This window comes from Salmonella sp. SAL04162, assembly GCF_046551535.1.
Lineage (GTDB): Bacteria > Pseudomonadota > Gammaproteobacteria > Enterobacterales > Enterobacteriaceae > Salmonella > Salmonella enterica.
The window spans coordinates 268486-286413 of the sequence record NZ_JBGDVX010000007.1 but is presented as its reverse complement, the minus strand read 5'-3'; the positions used below and the strand labels follow the sequence as shown (position 1 = coordinate 286413).

General features: G+C 53.4%; 18 protein-coding genes. 5 read left to right on the top strand and 13 right to left on the bottom strand.

All coding sequences use genetic code 11. The features are described 5' to 3' along the window. Window positions 1–66 precede the first annotated feature (66 nt). From ACLJRH_RS16380 to ACLJRH_RS16365, 4 genes are read right to left on the bottom strand one after another with little or no spacing between them, the layout of a single operon-like run. Window positions 67–573 (bottom strand): protein disulfide oxidoreductase, encoded by a 507-nt coding sequence (locus tag ACLJRH_RS16380; protein ID WP_023137356.1) that lies wholly within the window; start codon window positions 571–573, stop codon window positions 67–69. Further along, on the bottom strand, window positions 563–1186 hold the full coding sequence (locus ACLJRH_RS16375) for a DsbA family protein (RefSeq protein WP_000876694.1): 624 nt from the start codon (window positions 1184–1186) through the stop codon (window positions 563–565). The genes ACLJRH_RS16380 and ACLJRH_RS16375 overlap by 11 nt, the downstream gene beginning before the upstream one ends. Further along, entirely contained in the window at window positions 1183–3069 is a 1887-nt protein-coding gene (locus ACLJRH_RS16370; protein ID WP_023137357.1) for a protein-disulfide reductase DsbD family protein, read from the bottom strand. The genes ACLJRH_RS16375 and ACLJRH_RS16370 overlap by 4 nt, the downstream gene beginning before the upstream one ends. Window positions 3070–3117: 48 nt before the next feature. Beyond that, entirely contained in the window at window positions 3118–3480 is a 363-nt protein-coding gene (locus ACLJRH_RS16365) for a copper resistance protein (protein WP_001118902.1), read from the bottom strand. 235 nt (window positions 3481–3715) lie between these two features. Between ACLJRH_RS16365 and cbpA the strand changes: the two genes are divergently transcribed. The 3 genes from cbpA to ACLJRH_RS16350 all read left to right on the top strand — a co-directional run bounded on the left by cbpA (window position 3716) and on the right by ACLJRH_RS16350 (window position 5957). Next, window positions 3716–4636 carry a curved DNA-binding protein gene (cbpA, locus tag ACLJRH_RS16360; RefSeq protein ID WP_000420603.1) on the top strand — a complete coding sequence of 307 codons (921 nt, stop codon included), beginning with the start codon at window positions 3716–3718 and terminating at the stop codon, window positions 4634–4636. Beyond that, the gene (cbpM, locus tag ACLJRH_RS16355; RefSeq protein WP_001284251.1) at window positions 4636–4941 is read left to right on the top strand and encodes a chaperone modulator CbpM; all 306 of its coding nucleotides are present in this window, start codon (window positions 4636–4638) and stop codon (window positions 4939–4941) included. Before cbpA ends, cbpM begins: the two co-directional genes overlap by 1 nt. Before the next feature lie 653 nt (window positions 4942–5594). Beyond that, window positions 5595–5957, top strand: coding sequence for an anti-adapter protein IraM (locus ACLJRH_RS16350; RefSeq protein ID WP_001542612.1), 363 nt, complete (start codon window positions 5595–5597; stop codon window positions 5955–5957). 407 nt (window positions 5958–6364) lie between these two features. Here ACLJRH_RS16350 and ACLJRH_RS16345 read toward each other — a convergent pair whose 3' ends face one another. The 9 genes from ACLJRH_RS16345 to hpaG form a co-directional block, all read right to left on the bottom strand. Then, entirely contained in the window at window positions 6365–7303 is a 939-nt protein-coding gene (locus ACLJRH_RS16345; RefSeq protein WP_000976558.1) for an MBL fold metallo-hydrolase, read from the bottom strand. Between the two features lie 13 nt (window positions 7304–7316). Continuing rightward, window positions 7317–8213: a 4-hydroxyphenylacetate catabolism regulatory protein HpaA gene (gene hpaA / locus ACLJRH_RS16340; protein WP_000336602.1), complete on the bottom strand. Its 897-nt coding sequence runs from the start codon at window positions 8211–8213 to the stop codon at window positions 7317–7319. A 9-nt stretch (window positions 8214–8222) separates the two neighbouring features. Further along, entirely contained in the window at window positions 8223–9599 is a 1377-nt protein-coding gene (gene hpaX / locus ACLJRH_RS16335) for a 4-hydroxyphenylacetate permease (protein WP_001285803.1), read from the bottom strand. A gap of 72 nt (window positions 9600–9671) precedes the next feature. After that, window positions 9672–10463 carry a 4-hydroxy-2-oxoheptanedioate aldolase gene (gene hpaI / locus ACLJRH_RS16330; RefSeq protein ID WP_000785060.1) on the bottom strand — a complete coding sequence of 264 codons (792 nt, stop codon included), beginning with the start codon at window positions 10461–10463 and terminating at the stop codon, window positions 9672–9674. A gap of 10 nt (window positions 10464–10473) precedes the next feature. Then, a complete protein-coding gene (gene hpaH / locus ACLJRH_RS16325; protein ID WP_000884795.1) occupies window positions 10474–11277 on the bottom strand; it encodes a 2-oxo-hept-4-ene-1,7-dioate hydratase in 804 nt (267 codons plus the stop codon). Window positions 11278–11421: 144 nt separating this feature from the next. After that, window positions 11422–11802 (bottom strand): 5-carboxymethyl-2-hydroxymuconate Delta-isomerase, encoded by a 381-nt coding sequence (locus tag ACLJRH_RS16320; RefSeq protein ID WP_001119849.1) that lies wholly within the window; start codon window positions 11800–11802, stop codon window positions 11422–11424. Between the two features lie 9 nt (window positions 11803–11811). Beyond that, complete coding sequence (gene hpaD, locus ACLJRH_RS16315) at window positions 11812–12663, bottom strand: 3,4-dihydroxyphenylacetate 2,3-dioxygenase (RefSeq protein ID WP_000516978.1); 852 nt, start codon at window positions 12661–12663, stop codon at window positions 11812–11814. A gap of 1 nt (window position 12664) precedes the next feature. Continuing rightward, window positions 12665–14131 carry a 5-carboxymethyl-2-hydroxymuconate semialdehyde dehydrogenase gene (gene hpaE / locus ACLJRH_RS16310; protein WP_000723524.1) on the bottom strand — a complete coding sequence of 489 codons (1467 nt, stop codon included), beginning with the start codon at window positions 14129–14131 and terminating at the stop codon, window positions 12665–12667. Next, a complete protein-coding gene (gene hpaG, locus ACLJRH_RS16305; protein ID WP_000679210.1) occupies window positions 14128–15417 on the bottom strand; it encodes a 4-hydroxyphenylacetate degradation bifunctional isomerase/decarboxylase in 1290 nt (429 codons plus the stop codon). The genes hpaE and hpaG overlap by 4 nt, the downstream gene beginning before the upstream one ends. A 274-nt stretch (window positions 15418–15691) precedes the next feature. Here hpaG and hpaR point away from each other — a divergent pair, with 274 nt between their 5' ends. Both hpaR and hpaB read left to right on the top strand, forming a co-directional pair. Then, on the top strand, window positions 15692–16132 hold the full coding sequence (gene hpaR / locus ACLJRH_RS16300) for a homoprotocatechuate degradation operon regulator HpaR (RefSeq protein ID WP_000543924.1): 441 nt from the start codon (window positions 15692–15694) through the stop codon (window positions 16130–16132). A gap of 217 nt (window positions 16133–16349) precedes the next feature. Continuing rightward, window positions 16350–17912, top strand: coding sequence for a 4-hydroxyphenylacetate 3-monooxygenase, oxygenase component (hpaB, locus tag ACLJRH_RS16295; RefSeq protein WP_000801496.1), 1563 nt, complete (start codon window positions 16350–16352; stop codon window positions 17910–17912). Window positions 17913–17928 lie beyond the last annotated feature (16 nt).

Below are 17928 nucleotides of genomic sequence, written 5' to 3'. Positions count from 1 at the left end.
CGATTTCGCAAAACGGGGGTTTTTCTTACAGTAAACGCGTTAGCGCCGGGAAACCCCGGCGCATATTCAGAACGTTTTTGCCCACCATAGCCGAAGCTTCATGCCCCAATAGCTGGTCCAGCCGCTGGTGGTGAACACAACCCGACCTTGTGAAACCACCACCAGCGTTGGCGTCACGCTGATTTCCCAGCCAGCGGATAAGGCGCCATTAGCATCATTGACGACCGGAAAGTCAACGCCCTTGCGCGCCAGCCAGCGGGCAACCTCAGCGTCATCGCCGGAGCGGAGCGCAACGGTCATGACGTTTTCCCCTTCCGCCGCCAGGCGAACGACCGCAGGCGTAGTAAAGCGGCATACCCCGCACCAGCTGGCCCAAAAATAGAGCAGTACGGGGCGTTCTTCGCTCAATGTCGCCAGAGTTGTCGACTCTCCCGTCAGCGTACGTAACGGTGTCGTGGCAAACGCCGGAGGCGCCTGCGGCGCGCGCCAGACGTCCATGACCACCATTATCGCGATGAGGAGCGCCAGAAAAACCGCGGCTTCACGCAGCCAACGCCGCAGTTTACCCGCCATTGGCAGCCGCCAGTTTTTCTTTCACCACCGCTTCCAGCGTATCCCAGGGCACTGCGCCCGGAATCAGCTCGTCGCCAATGATCGTCGCTGGCGTTCCTTGCACGCCGACCAGCCTTGCCAACTGCAAATTAGTGCGTATCGTTTCCATGCTTTTTTCATCCAGCGTCACTGGCGTAGCCCCTGCTTTCTGCTGGGCCTGTTTAATACTGTCATCCGTATGGTAACCGCGCTTTTGCATGAGTTTTTCATGTAGCGCGAGGAACTGTTGCGGATGCTCGCGCCAGGTGGTCAGCGCAATACGCGCCGCCAGTACGGAGCTCTCTCCTTTGAATGGCAGCGGTTTAATAATGACCGCAACGTCAGGATATTTCTGCACAATCTTTTCCAGCATCGGATCGAGCTGTTTGCAGTACGGGCAGTTGTAATCCGTAAAGTTCACCAGCGTCAGCTTAGGGTGTTTAGTGCCTATCCGCGGGCTGGCAGGATCGTTAAACAACGCCGCATGGATCAGATTTTCAATCTGCTTTTCCTGATCCGGCGTAAAAGGAGCAGTTTCTTGCGCGATGCTCAGCGTCGAAAACAGCGCCAGCAGTAAAACAATCATGTATTTCATTGGGTTATTCCTTTCGCTTTTTTCAACGTTTGTAATACCGCATCGCGGGTCAGCAAAGTGGGCAGTGCCTCCCCTTCCGGCAAGCCGGGGCCATATACCTGATTAAACGGCACGGCGACCTGACCACGCGTTTTCAGAAAATCTGTAATGGCATCGGACGGCAGCGTCCAGTCTCCCCGCAGCGCCACAACATCCGGCTGTTGCAAGGCGTCCTGCACATCCTCTTTTTGCAGGACGTTGTATTTATTCACTTTACAGGTAATACACCAGTCCGCAGTGACATCGACAAATACCCGCTTATGCTGCGCCAGCGCCGACTGGATTGCCTGTTCACTCAACGGTTGCCACTGAACCGTGTCTTGCGCGCTCTTTGACGCAGTGAAGCCGAAATGCGGCAGGAGTAACGTCGCCAGCCAGATAGCCGATCCCAGCATCATCAGACCGAGGATCCTGCGCAGGACATTCATCCAACGCCCGGGGCGCGGTAAACGTAGCGCAAGCCCTGGTCGTATCGCGACCAGTAGCCACGGCGCGCTCATTCCCAGGCCAAGCGCAAGGAACAGCCCCCATAGCGTCGGCAACGACGCCGTGAGCGCCACCGCCACCGCCGTACCCAGAAACGGCGCGCTACAAGGCGTCGCCAGCAGCGTGGCGAACGCCCCCTGCCAGAAATGTCCCGACATACCGTTACCGCCGTAAGTGGCCAGTTTCGTGGTCATAGATGAGGGAAGCCTGAACTCAAAAAGCCCGAACAGGCTGGCGCTAAACAACAACATCACCAGAGCCATAAAACCAATAAACCATGCATTCTGGAACTGGACTCCCCAGGCCAGCGCATGGTTTGACAGGCGAAGGAGGGTCATAAACGCCGCCAGCGCCATAAATGACGCAATGATACCGGCGACCGAAGCCAAAAATTGTCGCCTGATGTGAGAGCGGCTTTTTTCCTCTACCAATAAAATAGAGCCAAGTTTCATGCCCAGAACCGGCAGCACGCAGGGCATTAAATTAAGAATCAGTCCGCCGATCAGCGCCATCATTACAACTTGCCAGAAAGGTAGCGCCGCATTGTCCGGCGTTTGCGCTGGCGCAGCGCCAATGGTTTGCGTGCTCTCCTGGGCGATAGCGCCATCGGCTAACACGAGGGTCAGCGATTTGTTGCGCAAATCGGGCGCCTTTTCGCCCCAACTGTCCGTCACCGGCACCGTCGCCTGTAACCTGTCGCCCTCTACGCGCAGGCGAGGCTTCGCAAAATCGACGTCATCTATGGTGTCAAGATAGAGCCCGGGCGATGACCAGCCCGCCGCTCGCGCAGCAGTGACCACCAGTTCTCCCGGGCGATAGCCGACGTCAAGCGAGTCCGTTAGCCCACTGCGGAGCGGAACTTTACCCATCGCCCGCGCATAGTCATGGGCAAAATCGGCATTCTGCACAGTGGGCGTCACGGAAAAGGGGTAATCGGTCAACAGACAAACATTGCTGCAGGTTGATAACGTCAACACGCCGCTCAAGGTCGCCGGCGGCGTACCGCGCACGATCATCGGAAAGGTCACCTCGTCGTGATATCCCTGGGTGGTGATATTCGCCACATCAAAGCGCGAGGGGGTTGGCCAGAACCAGCTTACCTCAGGCATGTCGCCTTTCCAGGCGATAGAGGGTGCCACGCCCCCTTCCCCCGGCGCGCGCCAGTAGGTTTTCCAGCCGTTTTCCAGTTTGACATCCAGCAACAGCCGGGTCTCACCGTTAGCGGACGTATCGGCACGTAGCCGTATGCTGGCATGGTCGTTATCGGGCGAACGCAGCCAGCCGCTTTCCGCCGCCCAGGAGACGGGCAGCCAAAGCCATAACAGGCAGAACAGTATCCGCCTGAACAAAATCATCATATTTTTTCTCCGTGAATGAGTAAGTAACCGTTAGCAATAACCGGTCTGTCATTCACGGAAGACACAAAATCGTAGATGTACCCGTAATGTGGGCGGCGAAATAGCCCGTGGAGGCGAAAACGGCAGGCGCATGACCCGGACAGGCGCCAGTAAGGAAAGCAGTAGACAAAGCGCAAGGATAGCGCCTTCAAAGAGTACCGGAGGCGCCGCCAGCAGCGACTTGGCGCTTAATTCACAGGGAGTGACCGGCGAGCCGTCATCTGTCGAAGAGGGAGCGCTGACCACCGCAGCAGAGGCCGTCGCCTGCATCTGCAAGGCGTGCAGGCCCGCCATGCGTTGCGCGGTACAAACCATTACCACGACACATGCAAGGCAAAGAAACCACCAGCCCATCCGTTGTTGTTTCGCCATTGCGCCCTCACTGTTTAACGCGAGTTATCTTAGCCACTGGCGCGGTTTTGGCAACCTTTCCCCTGTAAAGTTATGTCGGCGCGCTGCGCAACCTTCTGATAGTCGAACAACGTAATTTATTCTTACTAATGATATAACTGGTGTTTTCATACGCACTTTTCAGGTTTACCCTACACTTAGTGGAGAAACCTTTTTGGGGTCCCTTCTGTATGTATTGATTTAGCGAGATGATGCTATGGAACTTAAGGATTATTACGCCATTATGGGCGTGAAACCGACGGACGATCTCAAGACGATTAAGACCGCCTATCGCCGACTGGCCCGCAAGTACCATCCAGATGTCAGCAAAGAACCCGATGCCGAAGCCCGTTTCAAAGAGGTTGCTGAAGCATGGGAAGTGCTGAGTGATGAGCAACGGCGCGCCGAGTATGACCAGTTATGGCAACACCGTAACGATCCACAATTTAATCGCCAGTTCCAGCAACACGAAGGCCAACCGTATAACGCCGAAGATTTTGATGATATTTTCTCGTCTATTTTTGGTCAGCACGGTCGCCATTCGCACCACCGCCACGCCGCACGCGGTCATGATATCGAAATTGAAGTGGCGGTATTCCTGGAAGAAACGCTGGAAGAGCACCAGCGTACGATTAGCTATTCCGTCCCCGTTTATAACGCGTTCGGTCTGGTGGAGCGGGAAATTCCCAAAACATTGAATGTGAAAATCCCGGCTGGCGTCAGCAACGGGCAACGAATCAGACTGAAAGGCCAGGGCACGCCGGGGGAAAACGGCGGACCTAATGGCGATTTATGGCTCGTTATCCATATTGCCCCGCATCCGCTCTTTGATATCGTCAATCAGGATCTGGAAGTCGTCCTTCCGCTTGCCCCATGGGAGGCGGCGCTCGGCGCGAAGGTGTCTGTGCCAACGCTTAAAGAGCGTATTTTGCTGACCATTCCCCCCGGCAGCCAGGCAGGTCAGCGGCTGCGTATCAAAGGAAAAGGATTAGCCAGTAAAAAGCACACTGGCGATCTCTATGCCATCATCAAAATCGTTATGCCGCCGAAACCTGACGAGAAAACAGCTGCCCTGTGGCAACAACTGGCGGACGCGCAGTCGTCCTTTGACCCACGCCAGCAATGGGGGAAAGCATAATGGCTAACATCACTGTCACCTTTACCATCACCGAATTTTGTTTGCACACCGGCGTGACGGAAGAGGAGCTAAACGAAATCGTCGGACTTGGGGTAATTGAGCCTTACGAAGACGATAACGCCGACTGGCAATTCGACGATCGCGCAGCGAGCGTGGTACAACGCGCGCTACGCTTACGCGAGGAGCTGGCGCTCGACTGGCCTGGGATCGCGGTCGCGTTAACGCTGCTGGAAGAGAATTCACGGCTGCGCGAAGAAAACCGGTTACTGCTGCAACGCCTTTCTCGCTTTATCTCGCATCCCTAATCCACGATAAAGGCAATAAACCGAGGGTGGGCTTTCTGCCCACCCCGGATTTACATGCACCCGGTATAATACCAGAATGCCTCTGACATACTTCCCCCAACGGAAGAAATATAGCCTTTCACCGCGCACAACCCGATCAACGAACCGCCAATGTCAGCCATTAATGCGCCATTGCGAAGATCATCGTTTAAATAAAGACCAGCCACAAGTTCACATTTTTTAGATACGTCGGTTATTTTTACACGTTAGCGATCATTTATTGCCTGAAGAATATATTCTTTCACTGTTTTGTACTCTCTGGTTGATACGTACCTTCTCCCTGTCAATGCCGGGTAAAATGAACCGCTGCGCTTACAGGTTGCAGTATTTATAAATAAGAAATACAACAGTCACTTACAGTTTAATAATTGAGCGTTATAACATCCACTGCCGCCCAATATTTACACCACGTATAAAATACAAAAATGTAATAGAATGTAAACAAAATAAGAGCATAAAATAAATAACTTATTAAAAAATCAATATAAATAGAGTGGTCAATAAAAAACGATCGTTTTCAACGAGTTATGTTTCTCAGATTTTCATCTATCCTGAATAGGCTTGCGGAAAATGTAATTTACACCATTGACTATTTCACTTAAAAGGTTTCTGTAATGGAATGGAAGGTCGTTGATACAGTTATAAGTCCCTCTACCGGAGTATCGTTCTCATGCATACATAGCCTAAAAAATCTTAGATTGACCTTATGGTATCAGGCAGACGTTTACATGCCTCCAGGTAGCATTATCATCCCCTTTAATAAGGGGGTCTTAATAAACGATAAACTTTATCCCGTTACTGTTTACAACGTTACCAGGTTTAATCCTGCTCTATGGAAATCGCTTAAAGAAAATAGCCACTGTCCTGGTAACTGCAATCCTAAACCAGAAGCCTGCAGTTATCCTTTCGAGTGTCTGGTATCCGTTTGTCCATTTGGTTTAACCAGAAATATTCAAATAGATAATAAGAAAGTTTAGGAAATAAAGTATGCATTAGCCATACTACTGATTAAGTGTATTCGCGCACGTTTGCAGTATTTTGCAGTTAAATATGTTTGATATAAAAATTGTACAGTTCGGATATTTTTTGATTCGTTTAATCTAACCTTCACTTTGGCAACGAGGAGCCGGTACAGAGGATATTACTGATGGCCGGCAGACAAAGAAACGCATTGCTTTTAACACTGTATAAATTCCATCCGTGACATTCTTATTTAGTAATATTTCACCAGAGCAATCATCTTACCTTTATTGTGCATAAAAATCAGCAAGTAGTGTTTAGAAAAAATAATGTTTTAGACAAAAGCTCTGCGTGTCATGCTGATCGCCAAAAGCATAACGGGCTGACATCATGTCAGCCCGTGGGTTTACCCCTGCCCTGATACTTACGGTACGCTTATCGTCATATTGTCATGACCGACAATGACAGGGCCCGGGTAATTTTTCATGGCTTCCTGTTGCCAGACGTCATCCGCAACCGTCGCAGGCACCAGATGACTTAACACCAGTTTTTTCACGTGGGCCTCGCGAGCAATCTTACCGACATCTTCAATCGTGGTGTGATGCGACGCAATCGCTTCAGCCAGCGTTTTTCCGTTGCCAATACTATTAGCCAGTTTTGCTACCGAAGGGACATGTACCGCCTCATGTACCAGGATATCCGCCCCTTGGGCAAACGTTGCAAGCGGCGGAAACCAGGACGTATCGCCAGAGAAGACGATTCGCTTACCTTGGGTATCAAAACGGTAAGCAAACGCTTCACCGTCCGGGAAAGGGGAATGAGGCACTTTCAGCGCGCTTATTGTAACCAGTTCATCTTTATAGATGACGCCCTGGCTAATATCGGTCGCCTTAACCAGGTTGCGCGGATCGGGTTTCCCCTCTTCTTCCATGCGTAGCGTGATATCCCTGTCAAAGACCTTCCAGCTAGCCTTCGTCATCGCCTGGGTTCCCGGCGGGCCATACACCTGTATGGTATGGTCTTTCAGACCACTTGCCCAGGCATTCATCAGCAAGGAAGGATAATCCAGTATGTGGTCGCTGTGCAGATGGGTGAGCAAAATAGTATTGATGTTGCGCAGTGGAATGCCGTTTTTCACCAGTTGCAGACTGGCGCCGTAGCCGGCATCTATCAGCCATATTTTATCGCCGATAGTGAGCGCCGTCGCTTGCGGTAGTCTGGCTGTATTGAGCAAAGAAGGCCCGCCTTTGGTGCCCAGTAAAACAATGTTGATCTCTTGAGGCGCAGGAGCACCAGCAGCAATAGCAAGGTGGCTTTGCGCCAGCATACAAACCGCCAGCATAGCGACGCTTTTTTTCATCATGTTTTTACTCTTCTTAGTTGAGAAAAGAGGGAACTTCACGTTGGCGAAACTGCGAAGGAGAACAGCCAGCAAGGCGATTAAAGAAACGGGCGAAATAAGCCGGATCTTTAAAACCTAATTGCCAGGCGATCTCGTTGACAGCATTGTCGGAAAAAAGCAGCAGTCGTTTCGCCTCGCGTAATTGCCGATCAAAAATCAGGCGTTTAGGCGGGCGATTAGCAAAACGTCGGCAAATATCGGTCAAACGAGATTCGGTAATATGCAACTCGCAGGCATAATCGGGCACCGTCCAGTGCTGATGGAAGTGGTTGTCAATTAACAGGGTAAAGCGCTGAAAAAGTTTCAGTTCACCGCGCATCCCGGTTGCGGCGTGATCGTCCAGCTTCGCATTACGCAACAGCAAGGTAAATACCGCCTGCGCCAGTAGCACCAGGGTATGTTCGCAGCCAGCCAGTTGTTCCGTGGACTCCCGCTCAATTAGCTGCCAGTAATGTTTGAGCGCCGCCAGCTCGTTGGGTTTATCCGCCAGCGACAGACAGATTCCCGGCAGGCCGAAGGCCTCTCTGGTGCCGGGATAAAGCACTTCCAGCAGCGGCCAAACCAGCTCTTCGCGTACCGTCAGAACATGACCATCGCTATCCGATTCGGTAATAAAAGCATGCGGCACCGAGGGCGGCGTAAGCACAAATAGCGGCGCCTGCACCGAATAGCGATGATCGTCGAGCTGTAGCTCAATCTGCCCGGTATCAAGAAAGTGCATTTGAAAAAACTGGTCGTGGCGATGCGCCTGCATATCACGACCAAAGAAATCCGCCATACGAGCAAACGACTGATAATGCACATCGTTACTGCCCATGCTTTCGTCATACTCTTTGCTGATATCAATATTGGCGATCGCACGTTGGCACATAGTTTCTCCTCAAGGGGTGGCGCGCGGACGCGATGCTTTCATGGGAATAAGCCAGATAATGGCGGCGCCGACGACTAACAGAGAAGCGACAAACCAGAGTCCGCTATTGAAGCTACCGGTGATATCTTTTAGCCAGCCAATCATAAACGGGCTGAGCGCGGAGCCAATATTGCCGGTGGCATTGATGACCGCAATGCCTATCGCCCTGGCGCGTAAACTGATCGACTGATCCGGCGTGGTCCAGAAGATCGCCATCGCGCTAAAGGAACCCGTGGATGCCATCACGATCCCCAGGAGCTGGATCAGGTTATGGTCGGTCGCCGACGCCAGCAGCCAGCCCGCGGCGGCAAACAGGAACGGCAACGCCGTGTGATGTTTACGTTCCTGATGTTTGTCCGAATGGCGGCTCCAGTAAATCATGCCCAGAATAGTACAAATCTGCGGGATCGCCGCCAGCAGGCCGATGGTGATATTGCTGCTGCCTTCATTAAAACTTTTCAGGATTTGCGGCGTCCAGATACTAATGGCGCTAAGCGTATTGGTAAGGCAAAAATAGGCCAGCGTATACATCAGTACAATTGGCGTGAATACTTCGCGCCACAGACTACGCTGCTGCATGGCGTTATGGCTGATGGCCCCCTCCGGCTGAACCAGCGTCAGGCGGTCATTATCCATCATCTCCTGCAAACATTTTTTATCCTCTGCCGTCAGCCATTTGGCTTTTGCCGGGGTATCATCCAGGTAAAACCAGACCATAATGCCTAACAAAACTGACGGAAATCCTTCCAACAGGAATAACCACTGCCATCCATGCAGATTGAATATGCCGTCCAGCGATAAAATATAGCCGGAGACAATCGACCCCAACGCGGTAGTGGCCGGCATGGCAATCATAAATAATGCGTTGGCGCGGGCGCGGAAAAATGCCGGGAACCAGTAGGTTAAATAGAGCAATATTCCTGGCAAAAAGCCCGCTTCGGTAATGCCCACCAGCATTCGCAGCACATACAGGCTTTTCGGTCCCACCGCGAACATCGTGGCGGTAGATGCAATGCCCCATAGCACCATAATGGTCGCAATCCAGCGGCGGGCGCCGACGATGCTCAACATCACGTTGCTGGGAATGCCGAAAATGACGTAGGTGGCGTAAAACAGCGTCGTGGCAAGGCCAAACATGGTGGCGCTTAACCCCAGATCCTGCCCCATCGTCAACCCGGCAAAACCGATGTTGATACGGTCTAAAAACGAGAAGATAAACAACACGAATAAAAATACGATCAGTCGGCGGAACAGTTTATTTATGACGGTTTGTTGACCCGTGCTGAGCGCGTTGTGCGAACTGACAGACTCGGGGCTTTCCGGAAGTGCAGATGATGTGTCGCTCATTTTTTTTCCTCTGATGGGAATTTTTGTAGGGTACTACGGTTGCCCGGTAGCGCTGCGCTTACCGGGCCAGGCTTAATAGACGCCGAACGCACCGGACAGCTTTTTTTCTGCGCCAAAGCGCGCCGCCAGCGCCTCCGCGCCGCGCGCCAGCAGCGTGGTGTCAACGCCGACGGCGACAAATAGCGCCCCCAGTTCCAGATAACGTTTCGCCAGTGCTTCATTGGCCATCAGAATCCCCGGCGCTTTCCCCGCCGCGCGTATCTGCACGATGGCGTTCTCAATCGCCGCCTGCACTTCCGGGTGCTGCGGATTGCCGGCAAAGCCCATATCGGCGCTGAGATCCGCCGGGCCAATAAACACGCCGTCAATGCCATCCACGTCGAGAATTGACGCCAGATTGCTCATCGCCTCACGCGTTTCAATCTGCACCAGTACGCACATAGCGTCGTTGGCCTGGTGGAGATAGTCCGGAATGCGATTCCAGCGCGATGCCCGCGCCAGCGCGCTGCCCACGCCGCGAATACCGGCAGGCGGATAACGCGTAGCCGCCACGGCGTTTCGCGCTTCATCGGCATTCTGCACCATCGGTATCAGCAGCGTTTGCGCGCCGACGTCGAGCAGTTGCTTAATCTGTACCGGATCGTTCCATGACGGACGCACCACCGGCTGGCTGGGATAAGGCGCAATCGCCTGCAACTGGGTCAACACCGTCTGCACGTTGTTTGGCGCGTGTTCACCGTCAATCAGTAGCCAGTCGAAGCCGGCGCCCGCTAACAGTTCAGCGCTGTAACTGTTGGCAAGCCCCAGCCACAAACCGATTTGCGGGCGCCCCGCTTTTAACGCGTCTTTGAAAGCATTTTTCATCGTTTTTTCCTTACACAAACCGGCAACTGATCGCGCCCATGTTGCCGTAATCGACATGGAAGGTGTCGCCCTTGCGCGCCGGCACCGGGCGGGTGAACGAGCCGCCGAGGATGATCTGCCCGGCTTCAAGCTGGACATCGTAGGGGGCAAGCTTGTTCGCCAGCCACGCTACGCCGTTGGCCGGATGATTCAGCACGCCTGCGGCGACGCCGGTTTCTTCGATCACGCCGTTGCGATAGAGCAGCGCGGAGATCCAGCGCAGATCCAGCTCGTCTGGTTTGATGGGACGACCACCGAGGATCACCCCGGCGTTGGCGGCGTTGTCGGAAATGGTGTCGAACACTTTGCGCGGACGCTGGGTTTCCGGGTCGATGTTGTGGCTGCGGGCGTCAATCAGTTCCAGCGCCGGAATCACATAATCCGTGGCGTTGTAGACGTCGAACAGCGTGCAGTGAGGGCCGCGCAGCGGTTTCGCCAGCACGAACGCCAGCTCCACTTCAATACGCGGGACGATAAAACGGTCGGTGGGGATATCGCCGCCGTCATGGAAGAACATATCGTCAAGCAGCGCGCCGTAATCCGGTTCGCTGATTTGCGAGCTGGCCTGCATCGCTTTTGAGGTCAGGCCGATTTTGTGGCCTTTGAGCGTGCGCCCTTCGGCGATCTTGATATTGACCCATTCACGCTGTACAGCATAGGCATCTTCAATAGTGATGTTGGGGTAATCCAGCGACACTGCGCGGATCTGTTCACGCTGTTTTTCAGCCTGATTAAGTCGCTGGGCGATCAGGGTATGGGTCTGTTTATCGAGCATAGTTGCTTCCTGTTACGTCATTCGGTGCTGCTGCGCCGGGTGGCGACGCGGGTGCGTCTTACCCGGCCTACGGTTCGGTATTGCTTCGTGCATCGTTTTTTTTGTAGGCCCGGTAAACGCAGCGCCACCGGGCGAAAGAGTGTGCTATTTAAATAACGCGTGTACGTTGTTTTGTTTGTAATTGAGCGTCGGATGTAACTCGGCAATCTCAAACGACAGCGCCAGATAGCGGTTCTCCATCAGGTCGGCGAAGTGGGCTTTAATCAGCCCAAACAGCATTTCGCCAACTTCCTGACGGCTCTCCAGGCTGCGCCCGGCGCCGATTTTCAGCGTCATATGCACAAACGCGTAATCATGCTTACCGTCAGCCATCTGCCAGGTATCCAGCCAGTGGGCGCGACTGCGGATACCGCCGATGGGGAAAATCCCGCTGGCGGCCAGCGCCTCGTTTACCTTGCTGAACAGGCCGGGTAAATCAGCCTGCTCGCGAATATTTTCAGTACATTCAGCAATAAAGTGCGGCATAAACACCCCTTACGCAGGCAGCGGGAAAACAGCGTTCACCTGGCCGGTACCGGAGCTGGCGAACAGATCGGTGATGAACTCCACCTTGCCGTCGTATTTGTCCCAACCCAGCATTCCCAGCAGCATGACCGTGTCGTGCATGTTGCCTTCGCCGTAGCAGTAGTCGGCGTACTCCGGCAACATGGTGCAAAACTCCTTGAATTTGCCTTCGCGCCACAGCTTGACCACGCGCTCGTCCATTTGATGATCGAACTCGCGGGTGTAGCTGTTCATCCCCTCTTCCGCCCGTTGGTCGTCAATAAAACGGTGCGACAGAGAACCACTGGCGAATACCGCTACGGTACCGTCATATTTCTCAATCGCCTTGAGAATGGCTTCGCCCAGTCTGCGGCTGTCGGCAAAATCATGCACAGTGCAGAACGCCGAAATGGAGACCACTTTGAAGTGCTTGTCGCTGTTCATGTAGCGCATCGGCACCAGCGTGCCATACTCCAGCTTCAGGCTCGGGATGTTATGCGCTTTAGCGCGCACGCCCAGTTTGACCGCCTCGTCGGCGATCAGGTGGCCGAGCTCCGGATTGCCGTCATAGTCATAGGTCATGTCGCGAATAAAGTGTGGCAATTCGTTGCTGGTATAGACGCCCTGGAAATGGTCGGCACAATTAATGTGGTAAGCGCTATTCACCAGCCAGTGGGTGTCGAATACGATAATGGTGTCAACGCCCATTTCGCGGCAACGCTTGCCAATTTCAATATGCCCATCAATGGCTGCCTGACGACAACCGTGATTTTTTCCCGGCAGTTCAGAAAGATACATCGACGGCACGTGGGTAATTTTTGCTGCTAACGCTAACTTGCCCATATCAAACTCCCCATTTTGGGATAGGATGGTCGCCCATTGAGATGCAGACGTTTTTCATTTCCGCAAACACTTCGAAGCTATATTCGCCGCCTTCGCGCCCGGTACCGGAGGCTTTCACGCCGCCGAACGGCTGGCGCAGGTCGCGGACGTTCTGGGTGTTGACGAAGACCATGCCGGCTTCAATCCCACGCGCCAGGCGCAACACTTTGCTCACGTCCTGGGTCCAGATATAAGAGGCCAGACCGTATTCCACGTCGTTCGCCAAACGTAACCCTTCCGCTTCGTCTTTGAATGGCAGCAGGCAGGCGACCGGCCCAAAGATCTCTTCCTGCGCGACGCGCATACGGTTGTCGACATCGGCCAGCACGGTTGGGCGCAGGAAGTTACCGCCTTTCAGATGCGCAGGCAGGTCAGTGGGTTTTTCCGCACCGCCCGCCAGCAGCGTTGCGCCCTCTTCAATGCCGAGGCGAATATAACCGGAGACTTTCTCCCAGTGCTGTTGGCTAATCAGCGCGCCGACCTGGGTATTCGGGTCGGTCGGATCGCCGACACGCAGGCGATTCGCGCGTTCGGCAAAGCGCTTCACGAACTCAGGGTAAATGCTCTGCTGGATAAAGATGCGCGACCCGGCGGTGCAGCGTTCGCCGTTGATCGAGAAGATGGTGAACAGCGCGGCGTCCAGCGCGCGCTCAATGTCGGCATCTTCAAAAATCAGCACCGGCGATTTGCCGCCCAGCTCCATCGAGTATTTTTTCAGGCCAGCATTTTTCATGATATTGCGACCGGTGGCGGTCCCGCCGGTAAACGACACCGCACGCACGTCATGGTGGCGTACCAGCGCATCGCCCGCCGTCGCGCCATAGCCCTGCACCACGTTCAGCACGCCTGCCGGAATTCCTGCCTCCAGCGCCAGCTCGCCCAGCCTGTCGGCAGTCAACGGCGACAGCTCGGACATTTTGAGCACCGCGGTGTTACCCAGCGCCAGGCACGGCGCGACTTTCCAGGTCGCGGTCATAAACGGCACGTTCCACGGCGACACCAGCGCGCAGACGCCGACGGGCTGCACCAGCGTATAATTGAGCATTTTATCGTCAACCGGATAGGTCTTGCCGTTCATCTGCTGGCACACTTCGGCGAAGAATTCGAAGTTATGCGAGGCGCGCGGAATCAGCACGTTTTTAGTCTGGTGAATAGGCAGGCCGGTGTCGGCGGTTTCCATCGCCGCGATTTCCGGCACATGCTGGTCAATCAGGTCGCCAAGGCGGCGCATCAGGCGCGCACGCTCTTTCATCGGCAGGTTGGCCCATTTCGGGAACGCCTCTTTGGCCGCCGCGACAGCCTGGTTCACTTCTGCTTCACCGCCGGAGGCCACTTCCGCCAGCACGTCACCAGTCGCCGGGTTAGTGGTTTGGAAGTAGTCGTTACCTGCAACATTTTTGCCGTTAATCCAATGATTTATTTTCTTCATTTTGCGCTCTCCTCACTGACGATTCGGTTAACCAGGCGACCCACGCCTTCTACTTCCACGACAACTTCATCCCCCGGCACCACATCGGACAACCCTTTCGGCGTACCGGTGGCAATCATGTCGCCCGGTTGCAACGTCATAAATTCGCTCAGATAAGAAATCAGGAACGGGATGCTGAAGATCAGATCGGCGGTCGTCCCTTCCTGCCGCAGCTCACCGTTGACAAAGGTGCGTAACGTCAGGTTATGCGGATCAGAAACCGCCTCTTTATCCACAATCCACGGGCCTATCGGCGTCAGGCCGTCGCGGCTTTTTACCCGCAGATTTGGACGGTAGTAGTTTTCCAGATAGTCGCGGATCGCGTAGTCGTTACAGACGGTGTAACCGGCCACATACTCCATGGCTTCGGCTTCGCTCACCTTACGCGCCGTTTTGCCAATTACCACGACCAGTTCGGCTTCATAGTGCATATATTCGACGTTGTTCGGGCGCACCGACGTTTGATGATGTTCGGTAAAGGTGTTTGGCGCTTTGATAAATACCAGCGGCTCTTTCGGCGGCGTAAATGCCAGCTCGCTGGCGTGATCGGCGTAGTTCAACCCCAGCGCAAATAGCGTTCCCGTTGCTGACAACGGCCACGTAAACGTCTGGTGGCGGGCGAATTCATCTTCTGCGACAACCGGATTTTCCAGAGCGGGTAAACCTTTCGCCAGAATACGCACCCGATCGCCGGGACGCAGCGCAACGCGATTCTGCGGCGTACCGAGTAAGATCGCATCGCCAGGGTTAAGCGTAGCGAACTCACTTAACGCGCTAAGCAGCTGTGCGGCGCTACGCTGTAAATCGGCAGTATTCCAGTGGTCCGCTTCTCGTCCGTTGATTTCAGTGATAATGGTGAGGTTATCCACATCACTCAGCGGCGCCATTTCACCCAGAGGGCAAAAGCCATCGCGACATTTCGCTTTAATCGCCGGGCGATAAAAGCTCTCTTCCGGCAGGCTGACCTCGTTAGCCAACGCATACCCGGCGATATAGTCCGCCGCCGCTTCAGGGCGTATCCGGCTGGCGGTTTTCCCCACAATGAGCGCCACTGTCGCGCCGCTCAGTACCTTTTCTCCCTGCGGATAAGGAATGGGTTCGCCGTGACGAATCACCGTATTACGCGGCTTGATGAACCACACTGCGGTTTTAGGCGGCGCATTATAGGGAGGCTGAGAGAAAGCCTCTTGCCAGGCATCAAGCTGGCTGCGATGGTTTAACGCAACGGCGAAAACAGTACCCTTCATACATAAACTCCTCAGGCCGATTTAACGGGCTGTGATTTCATTAATATATTAATGATTAGATTTATGCTTTCGCTGTACATTTAGCAAGCTGAAGTAAAGTATTTGTGATGTGATTAACAATATTTTCACAAATTTATTATCAAATACATATATATCAAAGAGTTAAATAAAACCCCTTGTTTCTGTTAAACTTTGGACATAAAACAGATGTCATAGCTCACATCGGTAAACACGATTATTCAGGTATTAATAATTCTGCAAAAGAGAAACGCTTATGCATGATTCATTAACCATCGCATTGCTTCAGGCGCGCGAAGCGGCAATGACCTATTTCCGCCCCATCGTTAAAAGCCACAATCTGACCGACCAGCAATGGCGCATTGTGCGAATCCTGGCCGATAGCCCCTCTATGGATTTTCACGAGCTGGCATTTCGTACCTGTATTTTGCGTCCAAGTCTGACCGGAATATTGACGCGCATGGAGCGAGACGGACTGGTGTTGCGACTCAAGCCGGTTAACGATCAGCGTAAGTTATATGTCATGTTGACGGAGCAGGGACAAACGTTGTACTCCCGTGCCCGGAGCCAGGTAGAAGAGGCTTATCGAAAAATTGAGGCCGATTTCACGCCCGAAAAAACACAGCAATTGATGCTGCTGCTGGACGATCTTATTGCCCTGGGGCGCCAGCATCCTGATAGCGAAGCGGAAGCATAGTATTATTACCTTCCCACGCCGCCGACACGGGAATCCCCTCCCGCTTACAACGTTGACGGCGATCGCATTTTACTCTTCTTCTTCGACGTTCATCTGAAAAGTACCCGCCGTTGTCCTGAAAGTCTCTTCACAGTTTACGCTTCTGCCTATTCAATTAAACAACAAATAAGAAACATATTATTAACAAAACATTCCGATTAACGAGGAAGAGGCCGCAATGAAACCTGAAGATTTTCGTACTGATAACAAGCGTCCGTTAACGGGCGAAGAGTATTTAAAAAGCCTGCAGGACGGGCGGGAAATTTATATTTACGGTGAACGCGTTAAAGATGTTACGACACATCCGGCATTCCGCAATGCCGCAGCCTCTGTCGCACAACTGTATGACGCATTACATAAACCATCGATGCAAGATACCCTGTGCTGGAATACCGATACCGGCAGCGGCGGTTATACACATAAATTTTTCCGCGTGGCGAAAAGCGCAGACGATCTGCGCCAACAGCGTGATGCTATCGCCGAGTGGTCACGCCTGAGTTACGGCTGGATGGGACGCACACCGGATTACAAAGCCGCCTTTGGCTGCGCTCTGGGCGCTAACCCAGCTTTCTACGGCCAGTTTGAGCAGAACGCCCGTAACTGGTACACCCGTATTCAGGAGACCGGCCTGTACTTTAACCATGCTATCGTCAACCCGCCCATTGACCGCCACAAACCTGCCGACGAAGTGAAAGACGTCTATATCAAGCTGGAGAAAGAGACGGACGCCGGGATTATTGTCAGCGGGGCGAAAGTTGTCGCCACTAACTCCGCCCTGACTCACTACAACATGATTGGTTTCGGCTCAGCCCAGGTGATGGGCGAAAACCCGGATTTTGCTCTGATGTTTGTCGCGCCAATGGATGCCGAAGGCGTAAAACTTATTTCGCGCGCCTCGTATGAAATGGTCGCGGGCGCGACGGGCTCGCCGTTTGATTATCCACTCTCCAGCCGCTTTGATGAAAACGATGCCATTCTGGTGATGGACAAGGTGCTGATCCCGTGGGAAAACGTGTTGATTTACCGTGATTTCGATCGTTGCCGTCGCTGGACGATGGAAGGCGGCTTTGCCCGTATGTATCCACTGCAAGCCTGTGTTCGTCTGGCGGTTAAACTTGATTTCATTACCGCGCTGCTGAAAAAATCGCTCGAATGTACGGGTACCGTAGAGTTCCGTGGCGTGCAGGCCGATCTCGGCGAAGTCGTGGCCTGGCGCAATATGTTCTGGGCATTGAGCGATTCTATGTGTTCTGAAGCAACCCCGTGGGTAAACGGCGCCTGGCTACCGGACCACGCCGCGCTGCAAACCTATCGTGTGATGGCCCCAATGGCCTACGCGAAAATTAAAAATATTATTGAACGTAACGTTACCAGCGGCCTGATTTACCTGCCTTCCAGCGCCCGCGATCTGAATAATCCGCAAATCGACCAGTACCTGGCGAAATACGTACGCGGCTCTAACGGAATGGACCATGTTGAACGTATCAAAATTCTTAAATTGATGTGGGATGCCATCGGCAGCGAGTTCGGCGGTCGCCATGAGCTGTACGAGATTAACTACTCGGGCAGCCAGGATGAAATTCGTCTGCAGTGCCTGCGTCAGGCCCAGAGCTCCGGCAATATGGATAAGATGATGGCAATGGTCGATCGCTGCCTCTCCGAATACGATCAGAATGGCTGGACGGTTTCGCATTTGCACAATAACGACGACATCAATCAACTGGATAAGCTGCTGAAATAACGCGGCAGGAGGTTCT

Bases quoted from the DNA above. Each gene is read 5' to 3' on its own strand.
- ACLJRH_RS16365 (WP_001118902.1), bottom strand. From the start codon at position 3,480: ATGGCGAAACAACAACGGATGGGCTGGTGGTTTCTTTGCCTTGCATGT.
- hpaD (WP_000516978.1), bottom strand. From the start codon at position 12,663: ATGGGCAAGTTAGCGTTAGCAGCAAAAATTACCCACGTGCCGTCGATG.
- ACLJRH_RS16350 (WP_001542612.1), top strand. From the start codon at position 5,595: ATGGAATGGAAGGTCGTTGATACAGTTATAAGTCCCTCTACCGGAGTA.
- ACLJRH_RS16375 (WP_000876694.1), bottom strand. From the start codon at position 1,186: ATGAAATACATGATTGTTTTACTGCTGGCGCTGTTTTCGACGCTGAGC.
- hpaA (WP_000336602.1), bottom strand. From the start codon at position 8,213: ATGTGCCAACGTGCGATCGCCAATATTGATATCAGCAAAGAGTATGAC.
- ACLJRH_RS16320 (WP_001119849.1), bottom strand. From the start codon at position 11,802: ATGCCGCACTTTATTGCTGAATGTACTGAAAATATTCGCGAGCAGGCT.
- hpaI (WP_000785060.1), bottom strand. From the start codon at position 10,463: ATGAAAAATGCTTTCAAAGACGCGTTAAAAGCGGGGCGCCCGCAAATC.
- ACLJRH_RS16380 (WP_023137356.1), bottom strand. From the start codon at position 573: ATGGCGGGTAAACTGCGGCGTTGGCTGCGTGAAGCCGCGGTTTTTCTG.
- hpaG (WP_000679210.1), bottom strand. From the start codon at position 15,417: ATGAAGGGTACTGTTTTCGCCGTTGCGTTAAACCATCGCAGCCAGCTT.
- cbpA (WP_000420603.1), top strand. From the start codon at position 3,716: ATGGAACTTAAGGATTATTACGCCATTATGGGCGTGAAACCGACGGAC.
- ACLJRH_RS16345 (WP_000976558.1), bottom strand. From the start codon at position 7,303: ATGATGAAAAAAAGCGTCGCTATGCTGGCGGTTTGTATGCTGGCGCAA.
- hpaR (WP_000543924.1), top strand. From the start codon at position 15,692: ATGCATGATTCATTAACCATCGCATTGCTTCAGGCGCGCGAAGCGGCA.
- hpaE (WP_000723524.1), bottom strand. From the start codon at position 14,131: ATGAAGAAAATAAATCATTGGATTAACGGCAAAAATGTTGCAGGTAAC.
- ACLJRH_RS16370 (WP_023137357.1), bottom strand. From the start codon at position 3,069: ATGATGATTTTGTTCAGGCGGATACTGTTCTGCCTGTTATGGCTTTGG.
- hpaX (WP_001285803.1), bottom strand. From the start codon at position 9,599: ATGAGCGACACATCATCTGCACTTCCGGAAAGCCCCGAGTCTGTCAGT.
- hpaH (WP_000884795.1), bottom strand. From the start codon at position 11,277: ATGCTCGATAAACAGACCCATACCCTGATCGCCCAGCGACTTAATCAG.
- hpaB (WP_000801496.1), top strand. From the start codon at position 16,350: ATGAAACCTGAAGATTTTCGTACTGATAACAAGCGTCCGTTAACGGGC.
- cbpM (WP_001284251.1), top strand. From the start codon at position 4,636: ATGGCTAACATCACTGTCACCTTTACCATCACCGAATTTTGTTTGCAC.